Genomic DNA, 20,930 nt, shown 5'->3' with positions numbered 1-20,930 from the left:
GCGGGCATCGTCGCGTAATGAAAACCATCGCGCTTCTGTCCGCCCCATTGCTCATCTCGCTCAGCGTCGTCCCTGCCTTCGCGCATGATCCGTCGCCCGCATCGTCGGTCGCCGCCCCCGTATCGCAGGACCGTCTGCGCGCCGATGTCGAAAGCCTGGTCGGTTTCGGCACGCGCCATACGCTTTCGGAGCAGGACAGCGCGACGCGCGGCATCGGCGCGGCCCGCCGCTGGGCCGAGGCGGAATTCCGCCGTGCGAGCGAGGCGTGCGGCGGCTGCCTCACGGTCGTCACGCCCGAACGCATGGTGTCGGGCAATCGCATCGAAACGCCGGTGCGCCTCGTCAATGTCGTGGCGATACAGCCCGGCACCGAGCGTCCGGACGAGGTCGTGATCGTGCAGGCCCATATCGACAGCCGCGCCAGCGACGTGATGGACTGGAAAAGCGACGCGCCGGGCGCCAATGACAATGCATCGGGCACCGCGCTCGTGCTCGAAGCGGCGCGCACGCTGTCGCAGCATGACTACCCCACCACCATCGTTTATGCCGCGCTTTCGGGTGAGGAACAGGGCCTTTACGGCGGTAGCCTGATGGCGGATTACGCGCGGGAGCAGGGCTGGACCGTGAAGGCGGTGCTGAACAACGACATCGTCGGCGGCTCGCACGGTTCGGACGGAAAGACGGACGATACGCATGTCCGCGTCTTTTCAGAAGCGCTGCGCTCCGATTCCAACGACGAATTGCGCAGTGCCATGCGCCGCAACGGCGGCGAGAACGACAGCCCGTCGCGCAATCTGTCGCGCTATATCGCCGGCATCGCGAGCGCCGACGCAGATGATACGCTCGCCGTTCGTCAGATATATCGGGCCGACCGCATGGGGCGCGGCGGCGATCAATTGCCGTTTCAGGCGATGGGCTATCCCGCCATCCGTTTTTCCGTCGCGGTCGAGGATTACGAGCACCAGCATCAGGATCTGCGCACCGAGGATGGCGTGACCTACGGCGACACGGTCCAAGAAATGGATTTCCCTTATCTCGCCAAGGTGACGCGGCTGAACGTCGAGACGCTGGCCGCGCTCGCGCAGGCGCCGATGCCGCCGCGCGTGTCCGCCGAAGCCGCGGTGCAGACCTTTACCACGGTGCAGTGGACGCCGAGCGAGGGGGCGACGGGCTATCGCATCTGGCGCCGGCGGACCGACGATGCGCAGTGGGAAATGCTGCGCGAAACGGATGGCGCGACGCATATGGTGACGCTCGACGGGTTGCGCGGCGATGACTGGATCGTCGGGGTCAGCGCACGTGCCGGCGAGGCGGAAAGCCCGGTCGCCGCGGCGGTTCCGGGCGGCGCGTTCTATCCGCTCGACACTTCCGAGGGGGAGTGAACGGTCCGCGCGTCAAGGCGCGCGACCGGATCTTGCGTCGATAGCGCGAGCGCCCAGAGCCCGCCCAGCGCAAGGTCGGTCGCATCGTCCAAAAACCGGTCAAGCCCCGATCCGGGGTAGAAACAAAATTCGCCGAACACCGGGCGCCCGTGCAATTCGTAGAAATCCACGCGCACGAAGGACATCGCGCCCGACAGCATTTCCGCCGCCTCGATCATCGCGTCGAGGCTGCGCGGACGGGGAAGCGCTGCGCCGCCATCGCGCCGTTTCCAGTCCCGGTCATGCAGGTGCCAGCGATGCCGCCCCCCGCCGCGCCCGGTGTGCACCTGCACATGGGTGGCCGCGCCGCCGAACACATAGATCTTGTAATCCACCGGCAGCGTGTCGCCATCGCCGAGCCACCCCTCGATCAACAGCCCGCGCGGTACATCGCGGTAAGCCCATTCGTCGAGCCACGGCGAACGCAGCCAGCGATGCGCATGACGGCGCACGGCATCCCACCGCCCCGGCGCCAGCGACGGGCTGAGCGCGCGATACTGATTGCAGCCGTGCCGGGATTTCAGCATCGCGCGCCCCGACACGGGCGACCGCGCGGCAATGCCGGCCCCTCCCACGCAAGCGGCGCCACCCAGTCGGAGCCGAGGCGGCCAGCAACGAGCCGTTTGGCGTAGAGCTTGTCGAGCAGGCGCGGCATGGCGGGGTCGCGGTCGTAAAGCTTGCGATGCTGCACGAATTCGGTGAAGCGGCGCGGGTTTTTCACCGGACACAGCCGCCCCATTCGCGCCGCGTAGCACAGCGCGACCCGCATACGCGCGCCGGGTGCTGGCGGATCGTTCGCGTCGGCGGGAAGGTCGGTCATTCTTGCTCAAATCGCGATCTTGCCGCCGGTTCCCTACGGCGCGTCGGCGCCCGCACGATAGAGGGCGAAGGGATCGTGCACCGCCATGCCGAGCGCATCCTCGAACGCGTCGCGCGCCGATCCGGCTTCGCCATGTCCGTTGCTCGTTTCGGCGCCGAGGTTGGATTGAAAAATGCCGGCTGCGCTCACGGGCAGGAAATCCTCGTAGGTGACCGGATTTCCGCCGCGGAAAAAGGCGAGCGCATCCTCGCGCATCGCGTCGAGGTCGTCGGGGAAGCGGGCAAAGGATTCGCGCAAGGCAGCCTCGTAATCGCCGCGTGCCGCGCGCGCATCGGCGAGGCATTCGTCGTAAAGCGCGCGGCCCTTGGGCGTGAGCGCGGCGCCGCGTTGCTCGATCTCTCCGAAACGGGCGGTGTGGGCGCCTGCGTTGTCCCCGCCGAAGGACACTGTTTCGGACAACGCCTTGAAACTGGTCTGACGCAGGAGGATGGGGCACGCGCGGCGCGGCGGGCCTTCGATCTGATCCTTGGCGTCGATGTTGCGCGCGATCATTTCCGCCTGCGCCGCGTCGATGTCGAGCGTGCGCGGCGTCAGATGGTTGATATGCGGTCCGGCAAAACTGACCACATCGGCAATCAGGCGATGCGCATCATGCAATTCGCCATAGGTCTGCGCATCGACCCGCGCCGTATCGTGCCAGCGAAAGACGTTCAGCCCCTCCTCCAGAAACGCATCGGCATCGCCTGGCGCCAGCCCGCCTGTCTCCTCCGCCTTTGCGATGAGGTGCATCAGCCGCGTCGAGCAGATCTGCCGCGCCTCTAGAATGCCCGCAGCCCGATCGCGCAACTCCGCATCCTCGATCAGTTCGAGCCGGAGCAGCGAGCAGAACATGCGGAACGGATTGGCCTCCATCCCCTCCGCCGTGATGGGCCGGAACGCGGTGGAGTGCACCGGCACGCTTACCACCGAAAGATCGTAGTAATCGACAGGCTCCATGCCCATCACGTCAAAGAACCGCCGCATCGCGCGCAATTCCGCCGCCGTGCCCACGCGGATCGCACCGTGGCGTTCCTCACCCAACCGTCCGCCAACGCGCGCTGCGGGTCCGCCCGTCCGCGCATTGACCGCCGCCACGATGTCGAGCAATTCGCCGTAAAGCGGCACCTCGGCGCGGTACATCGCCGACATCGCGGCGGAAAAACGGGCGCGCAGCGTATCGGGCGAAACGAATTGGGTCATGGGTCTGCTCCGGTCGGCAAGTCTTGCCGGGTGATAGGGCACGCAGTTGCATTTGCAACCGGGCGAACGCGCTTGCGTATCGCGCAGGTGCGGCCCACATGGGAAGCATGAACGAAAAATCGAAGAAATTTCAGGGGCTGCCGTCGAAAGAACAGATTCTGGAGTTCGTGAAGACGAGCGAAACCCCCGCCGGGAAGCGGGAAATCGCGCGCGAATTCGGCCTCAAGGGGCAGGAGAAGATCGCGCTCAAGGCGCTGCTGCGCGACATGGCCGAAGAGGGGCTGATCGACGGGAAGAAATCCGCGTTTCACAGCATGGGCGGCCTGCCGCGCGTGACGGTGTTGCGCGTCGCCGATATCGAGGATGGCGTGCCGATCGCCATTCCCGAAAGCTGGTCGCCCGATAGCGGGGCGGCGCCGCCCCGGCTGCGCGTGGTGGATCGCAAGCAGGCCGGCGGCAAGGGAAGGGCAATCGCGCCTTTCCCGCCTTGCGCAAGGGTGACCGCGTGCTCGCCCGGACGGAGGAGACGGGCACGGGCTGGCTCGCCCATGTGATGAAGAAACTGCCCGATGCGCAGACCGCGATGATGGGCGTCGTCGAAATCGACAAGACGGGGAAGGGCTGGCTCGCTCCGATCGAGAAATCGGTTCGCAATTCCGCCGCCATCGCCGATCTTGGCGGGGCCGAAGAAGGCCAGCTCGTGCTCGCCGAGCCGACCGGCAAGTCGCCCCGCGCCGGCGTGAAGGTCACGCAGATCCTCGGTGATCCGCTCGAGCCGAAATCGTTCAGCCTGATCGCGATTGCAAAGCACGAAATCCCCTTTCACTTCGACGACGCGGTGAAGGATGCGGCGCAGGCGGCGGCGAAACTGCCGGTGTCCGCCGACAGCCGCGAGGATTTGCGCCATCTGCCCATCGTCGCCATCGACCCGGCCGATGCGCGCGACCATGACGATGCGATCTGGGCCGCGCCCGACGACGACCCCGCCAATGCGGGCGGGTGGAAGGCGATCGTCGCCATCGCCGACGTGTCCTATTACGTGCGGCCGGGCAGCGCACTCGACCGGGAGGCGAGGAAGCGCGGCAATTCGGTCTATTTCCCGGACCGGGTCGTGCCGATGCTGCCCGAAATCCTGTCCGCCGACGTGTGTTCGCTGGGCGAGGGGGAGCCGCGCGCCGCGATGGCGTGTCACATGACCGTCGATGCGAAGGGCAAGATCAAGGACTGGCGCTTTACCCGCGCCATCGTGAAGATTTCCGAGGTCATCGCATACGAGGATGCGCAAAGCCGCATCGACGATGATCGCGCGGATGAAAGCCTGCGCCATCTGTGGGCTTGCTGGAAGGTGCTCAACGCCGCGCGCGAGGCCCGCGATCCCCTCGATCTTGACCTGCCGGAACGGCGCGTGGTGTTGAACGAGGCGGGGCGGATCGAGGAGATCGCCGTGCGCGAACGGCTCGACGCGCACCGTGTGGTGGAGGAATTCATGATCGCCGCCAATGTCGCGGCGGCCAAGGCGCTGGAGAGCAAGGTCGCGCCCGTCGTCTATCGCATTCATGAAACGCCGAGCCGTGAAAAGTTGATGGCGCTCAAGGATTACCTCGCGACCTACGACCGCAATTTCACGCTGGGGCAGGTGATCACGCCGGGGATTTTCAACCGGCTGATCAAGGATACGGCCGACGATGCGGAGCGCGCGCTCATCATGGAGCAGGTGCTGCGCAGCCAGACGCAGGCCTATTACGGGCCGCAGAATGCTGGGCATTTCGGGCTGGCGCTGGGAAGCTATGCGCATTTCACCTCGCCCATTCGCCGCTATTCCGACCTGCTCGTGCACCGCGCGCTTGTCGATGCGTTCGACCTCGAACAGCCCAAGCCGCAGGACCGCGACATTCCGGCGCGCTCCGGCCTGTCCGACAAGGATCGCGCCAGCCTCGAATCGATCACCGAGGCGATCAGCAAGACCGAGCGCCGCGCGATGGAGGCGGAGCGCGATACCATCGACCGCTATGTCGCGGCGTGGCTTTCAGGCAAGGTCGGCGAGGTGTTCGACACCCGCGTGACCGGCGTGCAGAAATTCGGCCTGTTCGCGACGATCCTCAATTTCGGGGGAGACGGGTTGCTGCCGATTTCGACCATTGGCGATGAATATTTCGTCTATGAGGAAAAGGCGCAGAAATTGGTCGGTAGCGACACCGGCACCGAATACAAGGTAGGCGACCGGCTGAAACTGCGGCTGGCGGAGGCGAACCCGCTCAGCGGTGCGTTGAAGTTCGAGCTGCCCGAGCAGGAAGGCAAGGTCGAACCGCGCGGCAAAAAGATCGTGCACAAGGGCAAGGCGCGCACGAAGGACCGCGGCCCGAAAAAGGACGCGCAGGGCAAGCACATCGTCGGCAAGCGCGGTAGGCCCGGCAATATCCGGCATCAGGGGCGCAAGAAGAAATAGCCCGGCGTCAACTCAGCGCGTCGATATCCTCCTCGCTGAGCCCGCCGGGCACGATCATGAGCGGGCAGGGGAGCTGCCCCGCCTTGTGATTGGCGAAATGGTGTACCAGCGGACCCGGAGAGCCTTCTGCCGCCGCGCCGAGAACGAGCGCGGCAATCTGTGCATTTTCGGTGAGGTAGTCCTGCACCACCTTCGCCCCGTCGCCGACGCGCACCGAGATGGACGGCATCCGCCCGCTTTCGGCGAGCAGGCTCCCCGCCGCCGCCATGACGAGAACTTCGGCGCGGCTTTTCGCCTCCTCCTCGATCGTGGCCTGGACGCCGCCGAACGCGACGAAGGCCTGTTTCGGGACGAGCGCGATGAGATGCACCGACCCCCCGGTTTTCGCCGCGCGGCGCGATGCAAAGCGCAACGCGACCTTCGCCTCCGGCGTTTCGTCCATGATGACGAGATATGTGCGCATGTGGCGTGGTGTCCCCTCTGTGCCCTGGGCTCCAGACTGGGCCATGAACGCATTATTGGCAAGTCGGCGGCTTACGCCCTTGACCCCGGCGGGCCGTCCCCCCAACAAGGCGATCAAATGTGAGCCAAGGATCGCGAAGGAAGCCCATGCCGATCGAAATCAAGATGCCCGCCCTGTCCCCCACGATGGAGGAGGGCACTCTCGCCAAGTGGCTGGTCGAGCCGGGACAGAAGGTGGAACCCGGTGACATCATCGCCGAAATCGAGACCGACAAGGCGACGATGGAGTTCGAATGCATCGATGAAGGCACGATCGCGGCCATCGCGGTGGATGAAGGCACCGAGAACGTGAAGGTCGGCACGGTCATCGCCATGCTGGCCGAAGAAGGCGAGGATGCCGATACGATTTCGGCGCCATCCGCGCCCGCCTCCGATGGCGGCAGCGACGCGACGAAGGTCGAGACGCAGGACCGCGAGGAAAAGGTCGAGGGAGAGAAGGCCCGCACGCGCGAGGCGCCGGCCCCGGCACCCGCACCTGCGCCGACCGGCGGGGACCGTATCGTGGCATCCCCGCTCGCCAAGCGGATCGCGGCGGAAAAGGGGCTCGACCTTTCGGCCATCAGCGGCAGCGGTCCCAACGGCCGCATCATCAAGGCCGATGTCGAAAATGCAAAGCCGGAGCAGCAGAAAGCCGCCGCCGAAACGGCTGCGCCCGCCGCCGCATCCGCGCCCGCAACGGCGCCGAAATCGGCCGCGCCCGACATTCCGCACGAGGCGGAGAAGCTTTCGGGCATGCGCAAGACCATCGCGCGCCGCCTCACCGAATCGAAGCAGCAGGTGCCGCATATCTACCTCACCGTGGATATTCGCCTCGATGCGCTGCTGAAACTGCGGGGGGAGCTCAATGCGACGCTGGCCGCGCGCGATGTGAAGCTTTCGGTCAACGACCTGATGATCAAGGCGCTCGCCCGCGCGCTCGAAATGGTGCCCAAGTGCAATGTGCAATTCGCCGGCGACGAGCTTTACAGCTTCACGCGCTCCGATATTTCGGTGGCCGTTTCGGTCCCGGCGGGCCTCATCACGCCGATCGTCACCGATGCAGGCGGCAAATCCGTTTCCAAGATCTCGACCGAGATGAAGGATCTCGCCGCGCGGGCCCGCGATGGCAAGCTTCAGCCGCACGAGTTCCAGGGCGGTACGGCGTCGCTGTCCAACATGGGCATGTACGGGATCAAGCAGTTCGAGGCGGTCATCAACCCGCCGCAGGGCATGATCATGGCGATCGGTGCGGGTGAAAAGCGCGCGTGTGTCATCGACGATGCGTTGCAGATCGCCACGGTGATGAGCGCCACCGGCAGCTTCGATCACCGCGCCATCGACGGCGCGGACGGCGCGCAATTGATGGCCGCGTTCAAGGAGCTTGTCGAAAACCCGCTGGATCTTCTGGCCTGATGGCGGGGGGCGGCGTCGCCGAAGGCCAGCCCGACGGCGAACCGGTCATCCGCATGACCGCGATGCCCGCCGATACCAATGCCTATGGCGATATTTTCGGCGGCTGGCTGATGAGCCTCATGGACATGGGCGCGGGGCTCGTCGCCTCGCGCAGGTGCAAGGGGCGCGCCGCGACGGTGGCGATGGACGGGATGCAGTTTCACGAACCGGTCGCGGTCGGCGACGAGGTTTCGGTGCATGCCTATATCGAGAGCGAGGGCCGTACATCCATCAAAATCGCAGTAGAAGCATGGCGGCGTCACCGGCATGAAGAGGTACGCGTAAAGGTGACCGAGGCGCGGTTCACCTTCGTTGCAATCGACGATAACGGGCGTCCGCGCCCGGTGAGTGGTTAGGAGTTTTTCAGTGGCTGACAGCTATGACGTGATCGTTCTGGGTTCGGGGCCGGGCGGCTATGTGGCGGCGATCCGCGCCGCGCAGCTCGGGCTGAAGACGGCAATCGTGGAGCGCGAATTGCTGGGCGGAATCTGCCTCAACTGGGGCTGTATCCCGACGAAGGCGTTGCTGCGCTCGGCCGAAATCCTGCACTACATGCACAATGCAAAGGATTACGGCCTCGCGGCAAAGGAGATCGAAGCGGATCTCGACGCGGTGGTGAAACGGTCGCGCGGAGTGGCGTCGCAGCTCAACAAGGGCGTGACGCACCTGATGAAGAAGAACAAGATCGCGGTGCACATGGGCACCGGCAAGGTCGCCGGAAAGGGCAAGCTGTCCGTCACCGACAAGGATGGCAAGACTCAGGAATTGTCGGCGAAGCACATCATTGTCGCGACCGGCGCCCGCGCGCGAGAGCTGCCCTTTGCCAAGGCGGACGGGAAGCGGATCTGGACCTATCGCCATGCGATGACGCCGTCCGAAATGCCGGCGAAGCTGCTCGTCATGGGGTCGGGCGCGATCGGCATCGAGTTTGCCAGCTTCTACAATGACATGGGCGCGGATGTGACCGTGGTCGAAATGCTCGACCGGATCGTGCCGGTGGAGGATGAGGAGGTGTCCGCATTCCTTCAGAAGGCGTTGACGAAGCAGGGCATGAAGATCGTTACGGGCGCCGGTGTCGAAGCGCTCGACGTCGGCGCGAAGGGCGTCAAGGCGAAGATCAAGGGCGCGGATGGCAAGGTCACCGAGACCGAGTTCAGCCATGTCATCTCTGCCGTCGGGATCGTGCCCAATACCGAGGACGTGGGCCTCGAAAGCCTGGGAGTGAAGATGGAGCGCGGCTTCATCCAGATCGACGATTTCGGGCGCACCGGGGTCGATGGCGTCTGGGCGATCGGCGATTGCACGCCCGGCCCGTGGCTCGCCCACAAGGCCAGCCATGAGGGCGTGGCCGCCGCCGAATCCATCGCCAAGGAACTCGGCAACAAGGACGTTCACCCCCACGGGCTCGACCGCAACAATATTCCCGGCTGTACCTATTGCCACCCGCAGATCGCCAGCGTCGGCCTGACCGAGGCCAAGGCGAAAGAGGCCGGGCACGAGGTGAAGGTCGGCAATTTCCCGTTCATCGGCAATGGCAAGGCGATCGCGCTGGGCGAGGCCGAAGGGTTCATCAAGACGGTATTCGATGCAAAGACCGGCGAATTGCTCGGCGCGCATATGATCGGCGCCGAGGTGACCGAATTGATTCAGGGCTATGTCGTTGGCAAGACGTTGGAAACGACCGAGGCGGAGTTGATGAACACGGTGTTCCCGCATCCGACTTTGTCCGAAATGATGCATGAAAGCGTGCTCTCCGCCTATGGCAAGGCGCTGCATATCTGAGGCGTGATGGAACGGGGCGCGGTTTTCGACCGTTGGTCGTGCAAAGGAGAAACCGCATGAGCGACGACGAATACACCCCCGTTCCCAAACGCCCCGATCCGGCCAAGGAAAACGCTGTCGATCCCGGCGCCGTACCGGGCAAGGGCAAGCCGGCGGATTCGGCGAACAAGGATCCGGACGACATGCCCAAGGGGATAACCCCGCCGGCAACAGCCAGCTGCACAACACGGCGAAATTCAATTCCGAAGTCAGCCCGCAGGATTATCCCGAAGACGAACGCCGCGCGAGCCAGCTGACCGGGGGCCCCAAGAAATAACGCGATTCTGACGTGCCGGTAATGCCGGCGCTTGCCGGATACGCCGCGCTGGGATAGCGGCGGACCGGTGACCGAAAAGACGCAAGACACCGCATTTCCGCAACCTCGGCCCCACGGCGTTGCGGAAGATATCTATGGGCTTGTCACCGGTGCGTTGCTGATGGCGATCGGGCTCACCTTGATGAAGGCGAGCGGCATCGTCACAGCGGGCATGGGCGGGGTCGCCCTGTTGATGACGTACAAGGTGGGATGGACCGTCGACGGTTGGTTCTGGACCTTGAACCTGCCGTTTTTCGTGCTGGCGCTGTCGGCGATGGGGCGTGGCTTCCTGATCAAGTCGATCGCGGCCGTCACGCTGGTGTCCGTGTGCGCGGCGATCACCCGTATCTCGCTCGACATTTCGGCCATTCACCCGGCTTTTGCGGCGGTGGGCGGGGGGACGGCGGCGGGTGCGGGCATCCTCGCCATGTTGCGGCACAAGGCCGGCGTTGGCGGGGTGACGATCCTCGCCATCTTTCTTGAAAAGAAGTTCGGCTGGAATGTCGGCTGGCTAAGCTTCGTGCTCGACGCGTCGATCATCGCGATCGCGGTCACGGCCATTCCGTCGGAACTGGTGATCTATTCCGTGCTGTCCGTCGCGGCGGTGAGCGGCATATTAATCGCCTATCACAAGCCTGGACGATATACGGGATATTGAGCGGGCGAGGGTTCGCGCTCCGGCCTAACTCGTGATCTCTCGCAATTTCGGGAAGCAGGCCCTTGTCGAAAGGGTTTGCGGAAAACCCGGCGCCAGTTCGGATAGAACCGAACGGAACGGCACCTCGATCCGGACACTATGCGATTCGGCAAAACCCTTGCAGGTGCCCGTATCGCTCGTGACGATGCGGTCGGCGGGTACCGCGATGCCGTAGGCGGCGGCCCGCTCCTTTGCATAGGCGCCGCGCGTTGCGGTATCCTCGCAAGTGAGGCTTACGCTTATGCAACGCGCGGTGCTGTACGCGACCTCGTCAATGGTGTGCTGCGTCCAGAACAGCCGCCCGGTTTCGATCACGCCGAAAATCATCATGATCATGATTGGCGCCAGCAGTGCAAATTCGATCACCGCCGCGCCGCCTTCATCCATCCAGAGCGCGCGAATTTTCATTCCAGCCTCAGCGTCGTGGCGCGCGTTACGGTGTCGCCGCCAAAGGCGCGTTGCGGGATGATGAGCGCCTCGATCGGGGTTGTCGCCTCGACCGTCATGTAATAGCCCGCGCGTGCGCCATTGTCGGGGCACGTCGCCTTGCAGGTATAGGCGCTGTACCCGCCGTCCGCGGAAATGCAGGCACAGCTGCGATCCATGTTGGTGCATGCATCGACGACGCCGTTGCAGCTCAGGATCACGCTCGTTGCCGTATCGTCGGAAAGCGCGCGGACATAGGCGGGAAGCTGGTCGAAGCGTACGTTTTCGCGATTGTCGAATGCGACGATGGCGCTGGCCGACAAGGCTTCGTCGAGCCTGCTCCGCTTCATGAAAAAGGATCCGATGTCGAGCGCACTCGCCACGACCATGAAGAACAGCATCGACCACAACGCGAATTCGACCGCAACCGCGCCCGTTTCATCATCGCGGAGGGACCGGATCATCGGACCAGCCTGATCCGGCTGTTGGCGCGCGTTTCGCCGCCGGCCGATCCCGTCATCAGGCATTTGGACCCGGCCGTCGCGCCGCCAGCCGCCTTGATCTCATCCGCGATCAGCATGAAGCATGTGCCGCCATCGGCGGTCGAATTGCCGCCGGCCATCGTCACCGATGCGTTGGGGAAATGGATGGTGCCCGAAAACACGTTGCCGGTCCCGCCGGTCCAGTTCGACGCACCGCTTGCCGCCGAATGGAAAAGGAGTTGCGCGATCTGCGCACCCGATTGCGAGTAGCTCGGCGCGGAAAGCTTGGTCAGCGCACCACCCGCCAGCTTGAGGAGGCCTGCAAGAATGAACGTCACATCCTGCCCGGCCATGTCGAAGCCAGCGCCATACCCGCCATAGGTTTCGCCGGTCAGCGAGGAGGTATAGGGCCAGGTCGTGCCCCCCGTGCCGTTCACGAAATCGCCATTGACGGTGTAACGACCCGCGCCGAAATACACCGAACCGCCGAAATCCATGTCGCCATCGATATAATGGTTCGCGGTGTCGCCGAAAACCATGCGGCTCCCGCCCATCGTCTTGATATCGCCGCCGATCGACGTGCTGCCATCGCCCATCAGGAAACGCGCGCTTCCCGAAAGCGATACCGCCGCGCCGCTTTTTGGCGTGCCGATGATCACATCACCGTTGCCGATGGCAAGCTCGCTGTCACCTTGGACGTCGATGGATTCCGACACGACGAAATCGCCGTTCCCCATCAAGGTGTCGCCACCGCCGCCCAGCTTGATCGATTTGAAATAATGGTCGCCATCGCCCATGAGCAACGATTGTCCGCCGCCCAGATTAAGGGTGTCGTTGATCACGACCTTGCCATCGCCCTTGCGATTGGTGCCGAGGAAATCGATCTTTCCGTCGCCGATCCACAGCGTGCCGTCGCCGAAGGTGACTCCGTTCGATCCGCTGTTGAACCCGCCGTTGATGTAAACGTCGCTATCGCCGAAATTGACGGAGGATCCCCCCCCGACCGCGACGCCGTTTGACACCGTAATCCTCGATCCCGACTGGAATACGACATCGATGCCGCCGTCCACCGTCAGGCTGGAAATATCGTAATTGCCGGCGGGGATCACATACCGGTTCGTGTCGCCAACCCGGTATTGCTTCACCGCATTGCTGGGCGACCACGACAGATCCCATTTTGCGCCGCCTGGCGTGACGGGATTGAACAGTTCGGGCGGCGCTGTGCGAGAGCCCAGCTTGTCTTCTGCCTCCGCGATTTCCAGATTGTCCTTCCACGGATCGAACAGGTCTGTCTTGGCATTGTGACGGTCGGCGAGGGCGGGCAGTTGATTGTTCCACTGCGGCACTTTCAATTCGCCGCCGTACCGCAGGGAATCCGCCTTCAGCCAGCCGGAATTGAGCACGATGTCGCCAAGCCCTGCGACGATCTGGGATGCCTCGATCGTGTCGCCCTTGTTCGCGAGACCGCCGATCGCCGCCACCGAACAGCCCGGCGCATTGATCGATGCGCCGCCGTTCACCACAAGCGCGTCGTTTCCCGTACTCAGCGCCAGAAAACAGGGCGTGTCGTAGGGCGATCTGCTTTCGACGACGGCGGCGGATACGGCCGACACGGTAAAATTCCCGCCAAGCCCGACCGCCGCAGCGAGGAGATAGGGCACGTCGCGCGTGATGGTGACTTCGACCACCTTGTCACCCTCGTAAGGGTAATCATCGACCAGCTTCGCCTTTACCGTCACGCCCTCCAGGCGGTTCGCGGCGGCAACCACCGCGGCGGCGCTTTCCAGATCGACGGAATTGTTGTCCTGATACTCGAGCGCCACACTCAGGGCGGCCATGTCGGCGACGCGCTGATTGACGACTTTCTGCCCGTATCCGCGGCTGAGGTCGAAGGCCAGCCCCGCGCCGCCCAGCATGACGGGCAGCGAAAGGGCGGCAAGCGTGGTCACCGATCCGCGCTGATCGCGCAAGATCCTGCGAAACAGCGAGGAAGATAGTCTGCGGGCCATGCTCGGGAAGATGGCGCAAAAGGCTTAAGATTTCCTAAACGTCCCGCTTGCGGGCGTGATTGCGTCCGGCAATTCCCGTGGCCGCCATCGCATGGCAATGCCGGTCCCGCGACCGCATCGCCCGTGACAAACGCAGCGCGCGCTCGGGGCGCCGCGCGACCCATGCGACATGGTGAACGCATTCATCGCCGCCTCGATAAAACGCCCTGCGCAATGGCACTTTGGCTGCGGCTCTTGTAGGCGGGCGGCATGACCCTGTTGATTTTCTACGTCGCGCTTGCGCTCGTCGTGTCGTTTTTGTGCTCGCTTCTCGAGGCATCCTTGCTCACGATCACGCCGTCCACGATCCGTTCGGCACAGGATCATGGCGCGGGCTGGGCGGTAAAGCTCAAGAAGCTGAAGGACGATGTGGAGCGTCCGCTTGCCGCGATCCTGACGCTCAATACCGTGGCGCATACGATGGGGGCGGCGGGCGCCGGCGCGCAATATGCCAAGCTCTACGGCGCGGGAAGCGAGGCCGTGTTCGCAGGCGCGCTGACCCTCGCCGTGCTGATCGTGACGGAGATCATTCCCAAAACCATCGGCGCCCGCTACGCGCCGAGGCTTGCGCCCTTTACCGCCTGGCTGCTGCCCATCCTCATCACGGTTCTGGCGCCGCTGGTGTGGGCATCGCGGCAATTGACGCGGGCGATCACGCGCGGACGCCCGGCCGAAATGCCGCATCATCGCGACGAATTGCTGGCGCTGGCGAGCCTCGGCCATGCCTCTGGCCAGATCGAGAGCAGCGAGGTCCGTTTCGTTCAGAACATGCTGCAACTCCACCGGGTCAAGAGCGCCGACGTCATGACCCCGCGGATCGTCGTGTCGAGCCTTCCGATGGATCTCCCGCTGGCCGAACTCGCGACACGGATACGGGACGTTCCCTATACGCGCATTCCCCTTTTCGAGGAAAAACCGGACAATATCCGGGGCTTCGTCATCAAGCACGAGGTGTTCGCCAGCCTGTCCGACGATCCGCCGCAAGAGGATGTTCAATCGCTGATCCGCCCGTTGCCCGGCGTGCTGGACGAGGTGACGGTGGACCGTCTTTTCCGCCGCATGATCTCCGATCACCACCATATCCTCGCCGTGGTCGACGAATATGGCACGTTCCTGGGGCTGGTCACGCTGGAGGATGTGCTGGAGACGATTTTCGGGTTCGAGATCGTCGATGAACTCGACGAAATTGCGGATCTTCAGGAGTATGCGCGCGAACTTGCACGGCGCAGGGCATCCGCATCGCGGCAGGGTCGCGGAGCCGCGTCACCCCCGCGCGCCGGCTCGGATGCTTGACCCGGCGGTCATCGGCATCGCGCCGCACCATGCTGTCGGGGAACACGCGGCTCGTGCCTCGATCGCGGAGCAGGACGTTTCGAAAGAGGCGCGTTCCTTCCTCCGAAAACGACCGTCCGCACCGTTCCCGAACAAGCAGGTTGAGATGACGCAGATGTTGAAGACACTGGTGAAGGATTATGGCTGGATACACACCGCGCTCGGCGTGTTGGGCAATGCGACCTTCGTGATCGGAAGCGTGCTCTTTCTGCCGCAATTCGAACAGCTTCAACGTCTGGCCGTGTGGTGCTTCATCGTCGGGTCGGCGTTGATGCTGGTCGGTGCGTTGGGGAGCCTGGCGGTGAAACTTTACGACGATGCGTAGCGAGGCACAGCCGGGGAAGTCCGGATCGGTGTGACGGTCTCGGCGCTGGCGATGTGACCGGCGGGGGTTGCAAACGCCGCGATCTGGCGCCCGGCGGCATCGGCCTCTGCTGTGTGTCGAAGGATCGAGCCGCGCCCCATCTCCGGTCCGACGCGCTGATGGAGGGGCGCCGGCACTTGTCCCGTGCCACCTCCATGACCCGGGCAAGCGGCAACCGACCGCCGTATTCGCGCCGTTTGCGCTAGGGGATGCGCGTGTCCTGATCGCGCATGGCCGAACCGCTTGGCGAGTGGGGGGCAGGGAAGGGAAGGGGCCGCCGCCCGCCGTGGCGAACATGCGGCCCCTTGACCCTCGTGCCCCGTTTCCCGGCCTCTAGAACGTGATGCGCCCGCGCAGGCCGTAGGTCCGGGCATCGTTGAGGAAGCGAATGTTGAGGGCAGAGCCCACCAGCGCCTTTTGCGAAACCTCCTCGTCGAGGAAATTGCTCGCCCACGCCTCCAGACGGAAATTCCCGATCGTGTAGCCCGCCCCGAGATTGAGCGTCACGAAACCGCTTTGCCGATCGGGAAAGCCGGCTTCGAGCGCCCCCTGCCGATCCCCGTCGAGGAAGACGATGTCGTCCTCGTTGAACTGGGTCAGGAAGAACGAGGATCGGTAATTGAGCAGAGCCTGCCAGTCGAACTGACCCTCGCCGATGTCGAACCATTGCGAGAGACGCGCGCTCAGGTTCATCTTGGACGCCAGAGGCAGGCGATTGCCGACAAGGCTGATGAGCGGGGATTCGCCCCCGGCATCGTTATCCTGCGCGCGGGGATCGGCCACCACGCCCTTCGTGATCTCGGTATCGAGATAGGCGGCATTGAGGTCGAGCGCATAGTTCGCCGGCAGTTTCAGCTTGAGCTCGGCCTCCGCGCCGTAGATGCGGGACGCGCCGATGTTGCGATTGACGAGCGAGTAGCCGTTGCAGACCGGCGGTGCCTGCGTGTTGTCGAGATTGATGCAGGTGAGGTCCTGAAAAACCTGATCGGAGTAGTCGTAGTAGAAGCCGGTCAGGTTGAAGATGGCGCGGCGTCCGAACGCGTCGAAGCTGTTTCGGCTACCCGCCTCGTACACGATGATCTCTTCGGGGCTGAATGTCTCGGGTATGGTCGAGCCATTGAAGCTGTCGTTGAAGCCGCCCGATTTGTGGCCGGTCGACACCTTGGCATAAAGCATGGTGTCCGGGCTCACGTCGAATTCGATCCCGGCGCGCCAGTCGATGAAATCGAACGCGGCCTGACCAATCTGCTGATCCGGGATGGTGAGTTCGACGAAGCTGAAGCCGCCGTTCGCGTTTGCCGGACAGTTCACGAACCCGTTGTCGATATCGGGACGGTCGATACAGGTCCCGTTGGGGTTCGTTCCATTCGCGATCGCGCCGATCTGGTCGATCAACGTATCGCGAAGGCCGGGCGTGCGGATCCCTTCGATCAGGAATTGCGCGCGCTGTTGCGGGGTCGTGATCCCGCTCACGTCGAAATTGGGGCGGCCGAGGAGGTTGGGCCGGAAGCCCTCGGTCCCCAGACGCGTGCCAAAGCAGCAGGAGAAATCCTCCCCGCCCAGCGTCAGCGCCCAGTTGCCGCCGATGCCGTAGCGCGACTTCTGTTCTTCGGTGTAGCGCAGCCCGCCGAAGATACGCAGCCGGTCCGTGACGTCGTAAGTCCCGTCACCGAAGAATGCGAAGCTTTCGCCATTGACGTCGGGCATCGTGAATTCGGTACCCGAGTAACAGCAATACCCACGATCGGCGAGCGCGAGATAGCCGACCGCCTGGTCCTCCTTGAAATAGAACCCGCCCAGGTTCCAGCGCAGGCGCTGCTCGTCATTTGCGGACAGGCGCAGCTCATAGACCTGGCTCTTGGATTTCGCCTGCCAGAAATTGTTCGAGAAATTGTCATACTCCTGCGCATCGAGGTCGCGGCCCGGATAGTCGATGCCTTCGCTGCTGGCATTGGCCTGCTCGAAATCGACGGAGCGATAGCTGCCGGTGAATTCGGCGGTGAACGTGTCGAACTCGTAGGCAAGCCGGCCCTGTATGCCCCACAGCTCGTTCTCCATGTCGCCCTGCATGCCGCGATAGACGACGTCCTTCAGGTCGAGCTTGTCGGGCCGCAGTCCGGTGGCGATGACCGCGGTATAGATATTCGCGCCGGGATAGCCGGTGCCCGTTTCCATGCCGTAATCGCCCACGAAGGAGATGCTCAGCCGATCGTCCGGCTCCCAGAGAAAGGAGAGGCGGCCGGCGTAGTTCTCTTCCAGGCCCGCGGGCTTGAGCTGGCTTGCCTGTTCGCCCGTGGAGACATTGCGAAAGCCGAAGTCGCGATTGACGTAATAGCCTGCTGCCCGCACGGCCATGGTGTCGCCGAGCGGTATGTTGAGCGCGCCCTCGGCCCCATAGGACGAGCGATTGGCGATCTCCGCCTGCGCATAGCCGCCAAATTCGCCGAGCCGCGGCTTGGCGGTGATGATGTTGAGCGTGCTTACCAGCGCGTTGCGGCCGTAGAGCGTACCCTGCGGCCCCTTGTTCACCTCCACCCGTTCAAGATCGTAGAACATGAGGCCGAGCCCGCGGGGGCGCGGAATGTAGACCCCGTTGAGATGCGGCGCCGCGCCGGGATCGCCCAGTTCGGTATTGTTCGCGGAGCCGACGCCGCGAATGAAGATTTCCACATTGCCTTCCTGATTGGCGATGCTGAGCCCGGGGACGGCGACCTGAAGATTGCGCAGGTCCCTGATGCCGTCCTGGCGCAATTGGTCGGCATCAATGGCCTGCACCACGCCGGCCACGTCCTGCAGATTTTCCTCCCGGCGGTTGGCGGTTACCATGATGACGCTGTTGTCATCGTCCGTATCCTGCGCCTCGGTCGGCCCGGAGCCGTCCGCGGGCGCCGTCTGCGCCTGTGCAGGCAGGGCTGCGACGGAGCACAGCAGGATGGTGGCAAATGTCCTTGCGAATTTCGTATTGGTCATGGTGTCCTCCCCTTCGATCTGTCCGTGCAGATCGTGCTTATTGACATGAAACTTGGTTGCCCGACGGCGACACGATCCGCGCCGACGAGAGTGTAAGATCGAGCCGCCCTTCGGTGACCAGCATCAGCGGCGCATCGATGCGCCCCATGTCGACGCCGGCTTTTTCGAAACAGCTCAAAGGAAGCGCGAGCCGCGTCCAGGCCCCGCCCTGCGCCGCCTTGGTCAGCACCGCGCCGAGCGGAAAGCCGCCAGCGCATCCCTCGCCGCAGGTCATCATCAGCGTCACGTCCTCGGTCGGCGCGGAATTGACCCTGAATTGCAGTTCCAGCGCGAGATCGCCGTTGGTCTGCCGCGTAAGGTCCGCCGGGCTGTTCTGTACGATGGCGGCTGCGGCGCGGCCCTTGCCGGTGAAGCGCAGGCGCACCGAATCCTCCTGCGCATTGCGGTCGGCCCGCTCGAGCGTGATGAGGTCGGGGCCGGGGTTCGTCGCGAGCGCGCCCGGCGTCCCGATCAGCAATCGCCGTCCCGCACCGGCACGCCCGGCGTCAAAGAGCACGCTATCGTCGACCGGCGCGGCGGAGGCGCGGTCCTCGGGCAGCATCGCAAGCGCGCCGTCGTCCACCGTGGTCAGCCCGAAGCCATAGGGAAACAACGGATCGTAATCCGCATCGCCGATGTTCAAGGCGGTCTGATCGCTGGATTTCGGCCAGCTATACGGCAGCTTGCCCGTAAATTCGGTTTTGCCGAACAGGACATCGGCGATACCGCCACCCTCGGAACCCGGAAGCCACGCGGCAACGAAGGCGTCCGATGCGTTGATGAAGGGATTGGCCCACATCGCGCGGCCCGACAGAAACACCGATACGGTCGGAATCCCCTTCGCGCGAAGCGAGCGGAGCAGGGAAAGGTTGGCCTCATCGTCATAGCCGACGTCGGGCCGGTCGCCCTGAAACTCTGCGTAGGGCTCTTCCCCGAACACGACGATCGCGACGTCCGGCCTCGTCGCATAGGAGCCATCGGGCGAAAGCGTCGCGGTTCCGCCTGCGCTGGTGGCGGCGTCCGCGATCCCTTCCCATATCGACTGCGCATGGGGAAAGTCGGATCGCTTGGTGCCCGTTCCCTGCCAAGTCAGCGTCCAGCCGCCGGTCTGCTTGGTGAGATTGTCGGCGCCGTCGCCAGTGACCAGCACGTTCGCCCCGCTGTCGAGGGGGAGCACGCCGCCCGCATTCTTGAGCAGGACCAGCGATTTTCGCACCGCCTCGCGCGCCACCGCCCGGTGGTCGGCGCTGCCCAGGCGTTCGAACTCGCCAGCATAGGGGCGCGAGGACGGCTTGCCCGCCTCGAAAAGCCCGGCGCGCAGTTTGACGCGAAGGATGCGCCGCACCGCGTCGTCGAGCCGGTCCATCGGCAGCGTACCGTCGCGCGCGTCCGCCAGTGTGGAGGTGTAGAGCGCCTTCCAGCTGTCGGGCGCCATGTACATGTCGAGGCCCGCGATGACCGACTGCGCGCAATCGGTTGCGGTGCAGCTTACCACCTGCCCATGGCCGTTCCAGTCGCCGACGAGAAACCCGTCGAAGTTCCAGCGATCCTTGACCACGCCGGTCAGCAAGGACCGGTTGCCGTGCATTTTCGCCCCGTTCCAGCCTGAAAAGCTGACCATGACCGACTGCACGCCGGCCTCGATCGCGGGAAGGTACGGCGCGCTGAACAAATCGCGCAGGCCGGTCTCCGTAATCCGGGTGTCGCCCTGGTCCTTGCCGCCGGTGGTGCCGCCGTCGCCCAGGAAATGCTTGGCCGTGGCGATGATATGCGGGCCGCGCAGCCAGTCTTCGTCGCCAATCTTTCCCTGCAACCCCTCGATCAGCGGGGCGGCATAGGCGGTGGCGATCTCCGGCGTCTCGCCAAACCCTTCGTAGGTCCGGCCCCAGCGATCGTCCCGCACCACGGCGAGCGTTGGGGCGAATGTCCAGTCGAGGCCGGTCACGCGCATCTCGACTGCGGTAATCTCGCCGATGCGGCGCAACAGTTCGGGGTCACGCGCGGCGCCGAGGCCGATATTGTGCGGAAACAAGGTGGCGCCGACGATATTGTTGTGGCCGTGCACCGCGTCGCTGCCCCAGATGATCGGAATGCGCGGCAGCTTGCCATCGCGCTTCATCGAGGCGGCGTAAAACGCATCGGCCGCCTTCAGCCATTGCGGGGCGGGCGCATTATAGGCACCGCCCGGCGTCGAATTGCCGCCGTTGAGGATCGAGCCGAGGTGATACCGGCTGACGTCCTCGGGGGTGACGCTTCCGATGTCGGCCTGAATGATCTGCCCGACCTTCTGCTCCAGCGACATCGCGGCGATCAGGGCCTCGATCCGCTGCTCCATCGCCGCATCGCGCGCGATGGGCGCCGACAGAGCTAGCCAGACAGAGGGATCGGCGACCGCCGACGGATCCGGTTGCGCCGCGAGCGGAGCGGCCGCCAGCGCCGCGCCAAGCGCGCCCGCCATCGTTCCCGCCATGAATCTAGCCCTGCCAAACAGCACCCGTCTCTCTCCCTGCTTATGACAACGTTTACCGTCGTTGCTGACAACGTTTACCGGCGTCT

The 20,930-nt window shown here is 64.4% G+C and carries 17 protein-coding genes and 1 pseudogene; 9 read left to right on the top strand and 9 right to left on the bottom strand.

Annotated elements, in window-relative coordinates; all coding sequences use genetic code 11:
• The first annotated feature begins 17 nt into the window (after positions 1-17).
• Positions 18-1,382 carry a M28 family metallopeptidase gene (locus JD971_RS15945; RefSeq protein ID WP_202084918.1) on the top strand — a complete coding sequence of 455 codons (1,365 nt, stop codon included), beginning with the start codon at positions 18-20 and terminating at the stop codon, positions 1,380-1,382.
• Here the strand turns inward: JD971_RS15945 and JD971_RS15940 are convergent.
• The 3 genes from JD971_RS15940 to JD971_RS15930 are packed head-to-tail and all read right to left on the bottom strand — an operon-like array spanning position 1,352 to position 3,480.
• Positions 1,352-1,948: an ATP-grasp fold amidoligase family protein gene (locus JD971_RS15940; protein ID WP_202084915.1), complete on the bottom strand. Its 597-nt coding sequence runs from the start codon at positions 1,946-1,948 to the stop codon at positions 1,352-1,354. The two genes, JD971_RS15945 and JD971_RS15940, sit on opposite strands and share 31 nt — an antisense overlap.
• The gene (locus JD971_RS15935) at positions 1,942-2,241 is read right to left on the bottom strand and encodes a hypothetical protein (protein WP_202084913.1); all 300 of its coding nucleotides are present in this window, start codon (positions 2,239-2,241) and stop codon (positions 1,942-1,944) included. The genes JD971_RS15940 and JD971_RS15935 overlap by 7 nt, the downstream gene beginning before the upstream one ends.
• A gap of 33 nt (positions 2,242-2,274) precedes the next feature.
• Complete coding sequence (locus JD971_RS15930) at positions 2,275-3,480, bottom strand: VOC family protein (RefSeq protein ID WP_202084911.1); 1,206 nt, start codon at positions 3,478-3,480, stop codon at positions 2,275-2,277.
• A 107-nt stretch (positions 3,481-3,587) separates the two neighbouring features.
• Here JD971_RS15930 and rnr point away from each other — a divergent pair.
• Positions 3,588-5,926: pseudogene (gene rnr / locus JD971_RS15925) on the top strand (ribonuclease R).
• Between the two features lie 7 nt (positions 5,927-5,933).
• Here the strand turns inward: rnr and JD971_RS15920 are convergent.
• Positions 5,934-6,389 carry a universal stress protein gene (locus tag JD971_RS15920; RefSeq protein ID WP_202087784.1) on the bottom strand — a complete coding sequence of 152 codons (456 nt, stop codon included), beginning with the start codon at positions 6,387-6,389 and terminating at the stop codon, positions 5,934-5,936.
• 146 nt (positions 6,390-6,535) lie between these two features.
• Between JD971_RS15920 and JD971_RS15915 the strand changes: the two genes are divergently transcribed.
• From JD971_RS15915 to JD971_RS15895, 5 genes are all read left to right on the top strand, one after another.
• Positions 6,536-7,840 (top strand): pyruvate dehydrogenase complex dihydrolipoamide acetyltransferase, encoded by a 1,305-nt coding sequence (locus JD971_RS15915; RefSeq protein WP_202084909.1) that lies wholly within the window; start codon positions 6,536-6,538, stop codon positions 7,838-7,840.
• Positions 7,840-8,235 (top strand): acyl-CoA thioesterase, encoded by a 396-nt coding sequence (locus JD971_RS15910; protein ID WP_202084907.1) that lies wholly within the window; start codon positions 7,840-7,842, stop codon positions 8,233-8,235. The genes JD971_RS15915 and JD971_RS15910 overlap by 1 nt, the downstream gene beginning before the upstream one ends.
• A 10-nt stretch (positions 8,236-8,245) precedes the next feature.
• Positions 8,246-9,661 carry a dihydrolipoyl dehydrogenase gene (gene lpdA / locus JD971_RS15905; RefSeq protein WP_202084906.1) on the top strand — a complete coding sequence of 472 codons (1,416 nt, stop codon included), beginning with the start codon at positions 8,246-8,248 and terminating at the stop codon, positions 9,659-9,661.
• 56 nt (positions 9,662-9,717) lie between these two features.
• Positions 9,718-9,957 (top strand): hypothetical protein, encoded by a 240-nt coding sequence (locus tag JD971_RS15900; protein ID WP_202084905.1) that lies wholly within the window; start codon positions 9,718-9,720, stop codon positions 9,955-9,957.
• Positions 9,958-10,044: 87 nt separating this feature from the next.
• Entirely contained in the window at positions 10,045-10,674 is a 630-nt protein-coding gene (locus JD971_RS15895) for a YitT family protein (protein WP_202084904.1), read from the top strand.
• 24 nt (positions 10,675-10,698) lie between these two features.
• Here the strand turns inward: JD971_RS15895 and JD971_RS15890 are convergent, their stop codons facing one another.
• The 3 genes from JD971_RS15890 to JD971_RS15880 are packed head-to-tail and all read right to left on the bottom strand — an operon-like array spanning position 10,699 to position 13,630.
• The gene (locus JD971_RS15890; RefSeq protein WP_202084903.1) at positions 10,699-11,121 is read right to left on the bottom strand and encodes a TadE/TadG family type IV pilus assembly protein; all 423 of its coding nucleotides are present in this window, start codon (positions 11,119-11,121) and stop codon (positions 10,699-10,701) included.
• Entirely contained in the window at positions 11,118-11,603 is a 486-nt protein-coding gene (locus JD971_RS15885; RefSeq protein ID WP_202084902.1) for a TadE/TadG family type IV pilus assembly protein, read from the bottom strand. Before JD971_RS15885 ends, JD971_RS15890 begins: the two co-directional genes overlap by 4 nt.
• Entirely contained in the window at positions 11,600-13,630 is a 2,031-nt protein-coding gene (locus tag JD971_RS15880; RefSeq protein WP_202084901.1) for a pilus assembly protein TadG-related protein, read from the bottom strand. Before JD971_RS15880 ends, JD971_RS15885 begins: the two co-directional genes overlap by 4 nt.
• A gap of 249 nt (positions 13,631-13,879) precedes the next feature.
• Between JD971_RS15880 and JD971_RS15875 the strand changes: the two genes are divergently transcribed.
• A complete protein-coding gene (locus tag JD971_RS15875) occupies positions 13,880-14,962 on the top strand; it encodes a CNNM domain-containing protein (RefSeq protein WP_202084900.1) in 1,083 nt (360 codons plus the stop codon).
• Entirely contained in the window at positions 14,955-15,326 is a 372-nt protein-coding gene (locus tag JD971_RS16715; RefSeq protein WP_236672153.1) for a YrhK family protein, read from the top strand. The genes JD971_RS15875 and JD971_RS16715 overlap by 8 nt, the downstream gene beginning before the upstream one ends.
• Before the next feature lie 372 nt (positions 15,327-15,698).
• Here JD971_RS16715 and JD971_RS15865 read toward each other — a convergent pair whose 3' ends face one another.
• The gene (locus JD971_RS15865; RefSeq protein WP_202084899.1) at positions 15,699-18,335 is read right to left on the bottom strand and encodes a TonB-dependent receptor; all 2,637 of its coding nucleotides are present in this window, start codon (positions 18,333-18,335) and stop codon (positions 15,699-15,701) included.
• A gap of 37 nt (positions 18,336-18,372) precedes the next feature.
• Positions 18,373-20,844: an exo 1,3/1,4-beta-D-glucan glucohydrolase gene (locus tag JD971_RS15860; protein WP_202084896.1), complete on the bottom strand. Its 2,472-nt coding sequence runs from the start codon at positions 20,842-20,844 to the stop codon at positions 18,373-18,375.
• Positions 20,845-20,930: the final 86 nt, after the last annotated feature.

The sequence above is a fragment of the Croceicoccus sp. YJ47 genome (assembly GCF_016745095.1).
In the GTDB taxonomy this organism is placed as follows: Bacteria; Pseudomonadota; Alphaproteobacteria; order Sphingomonadales; family Sphingomonadaceae; genus Croceicoccus.
This window is presented reverse-complemented; position numbering and strand designations above follow the sequence as displayed.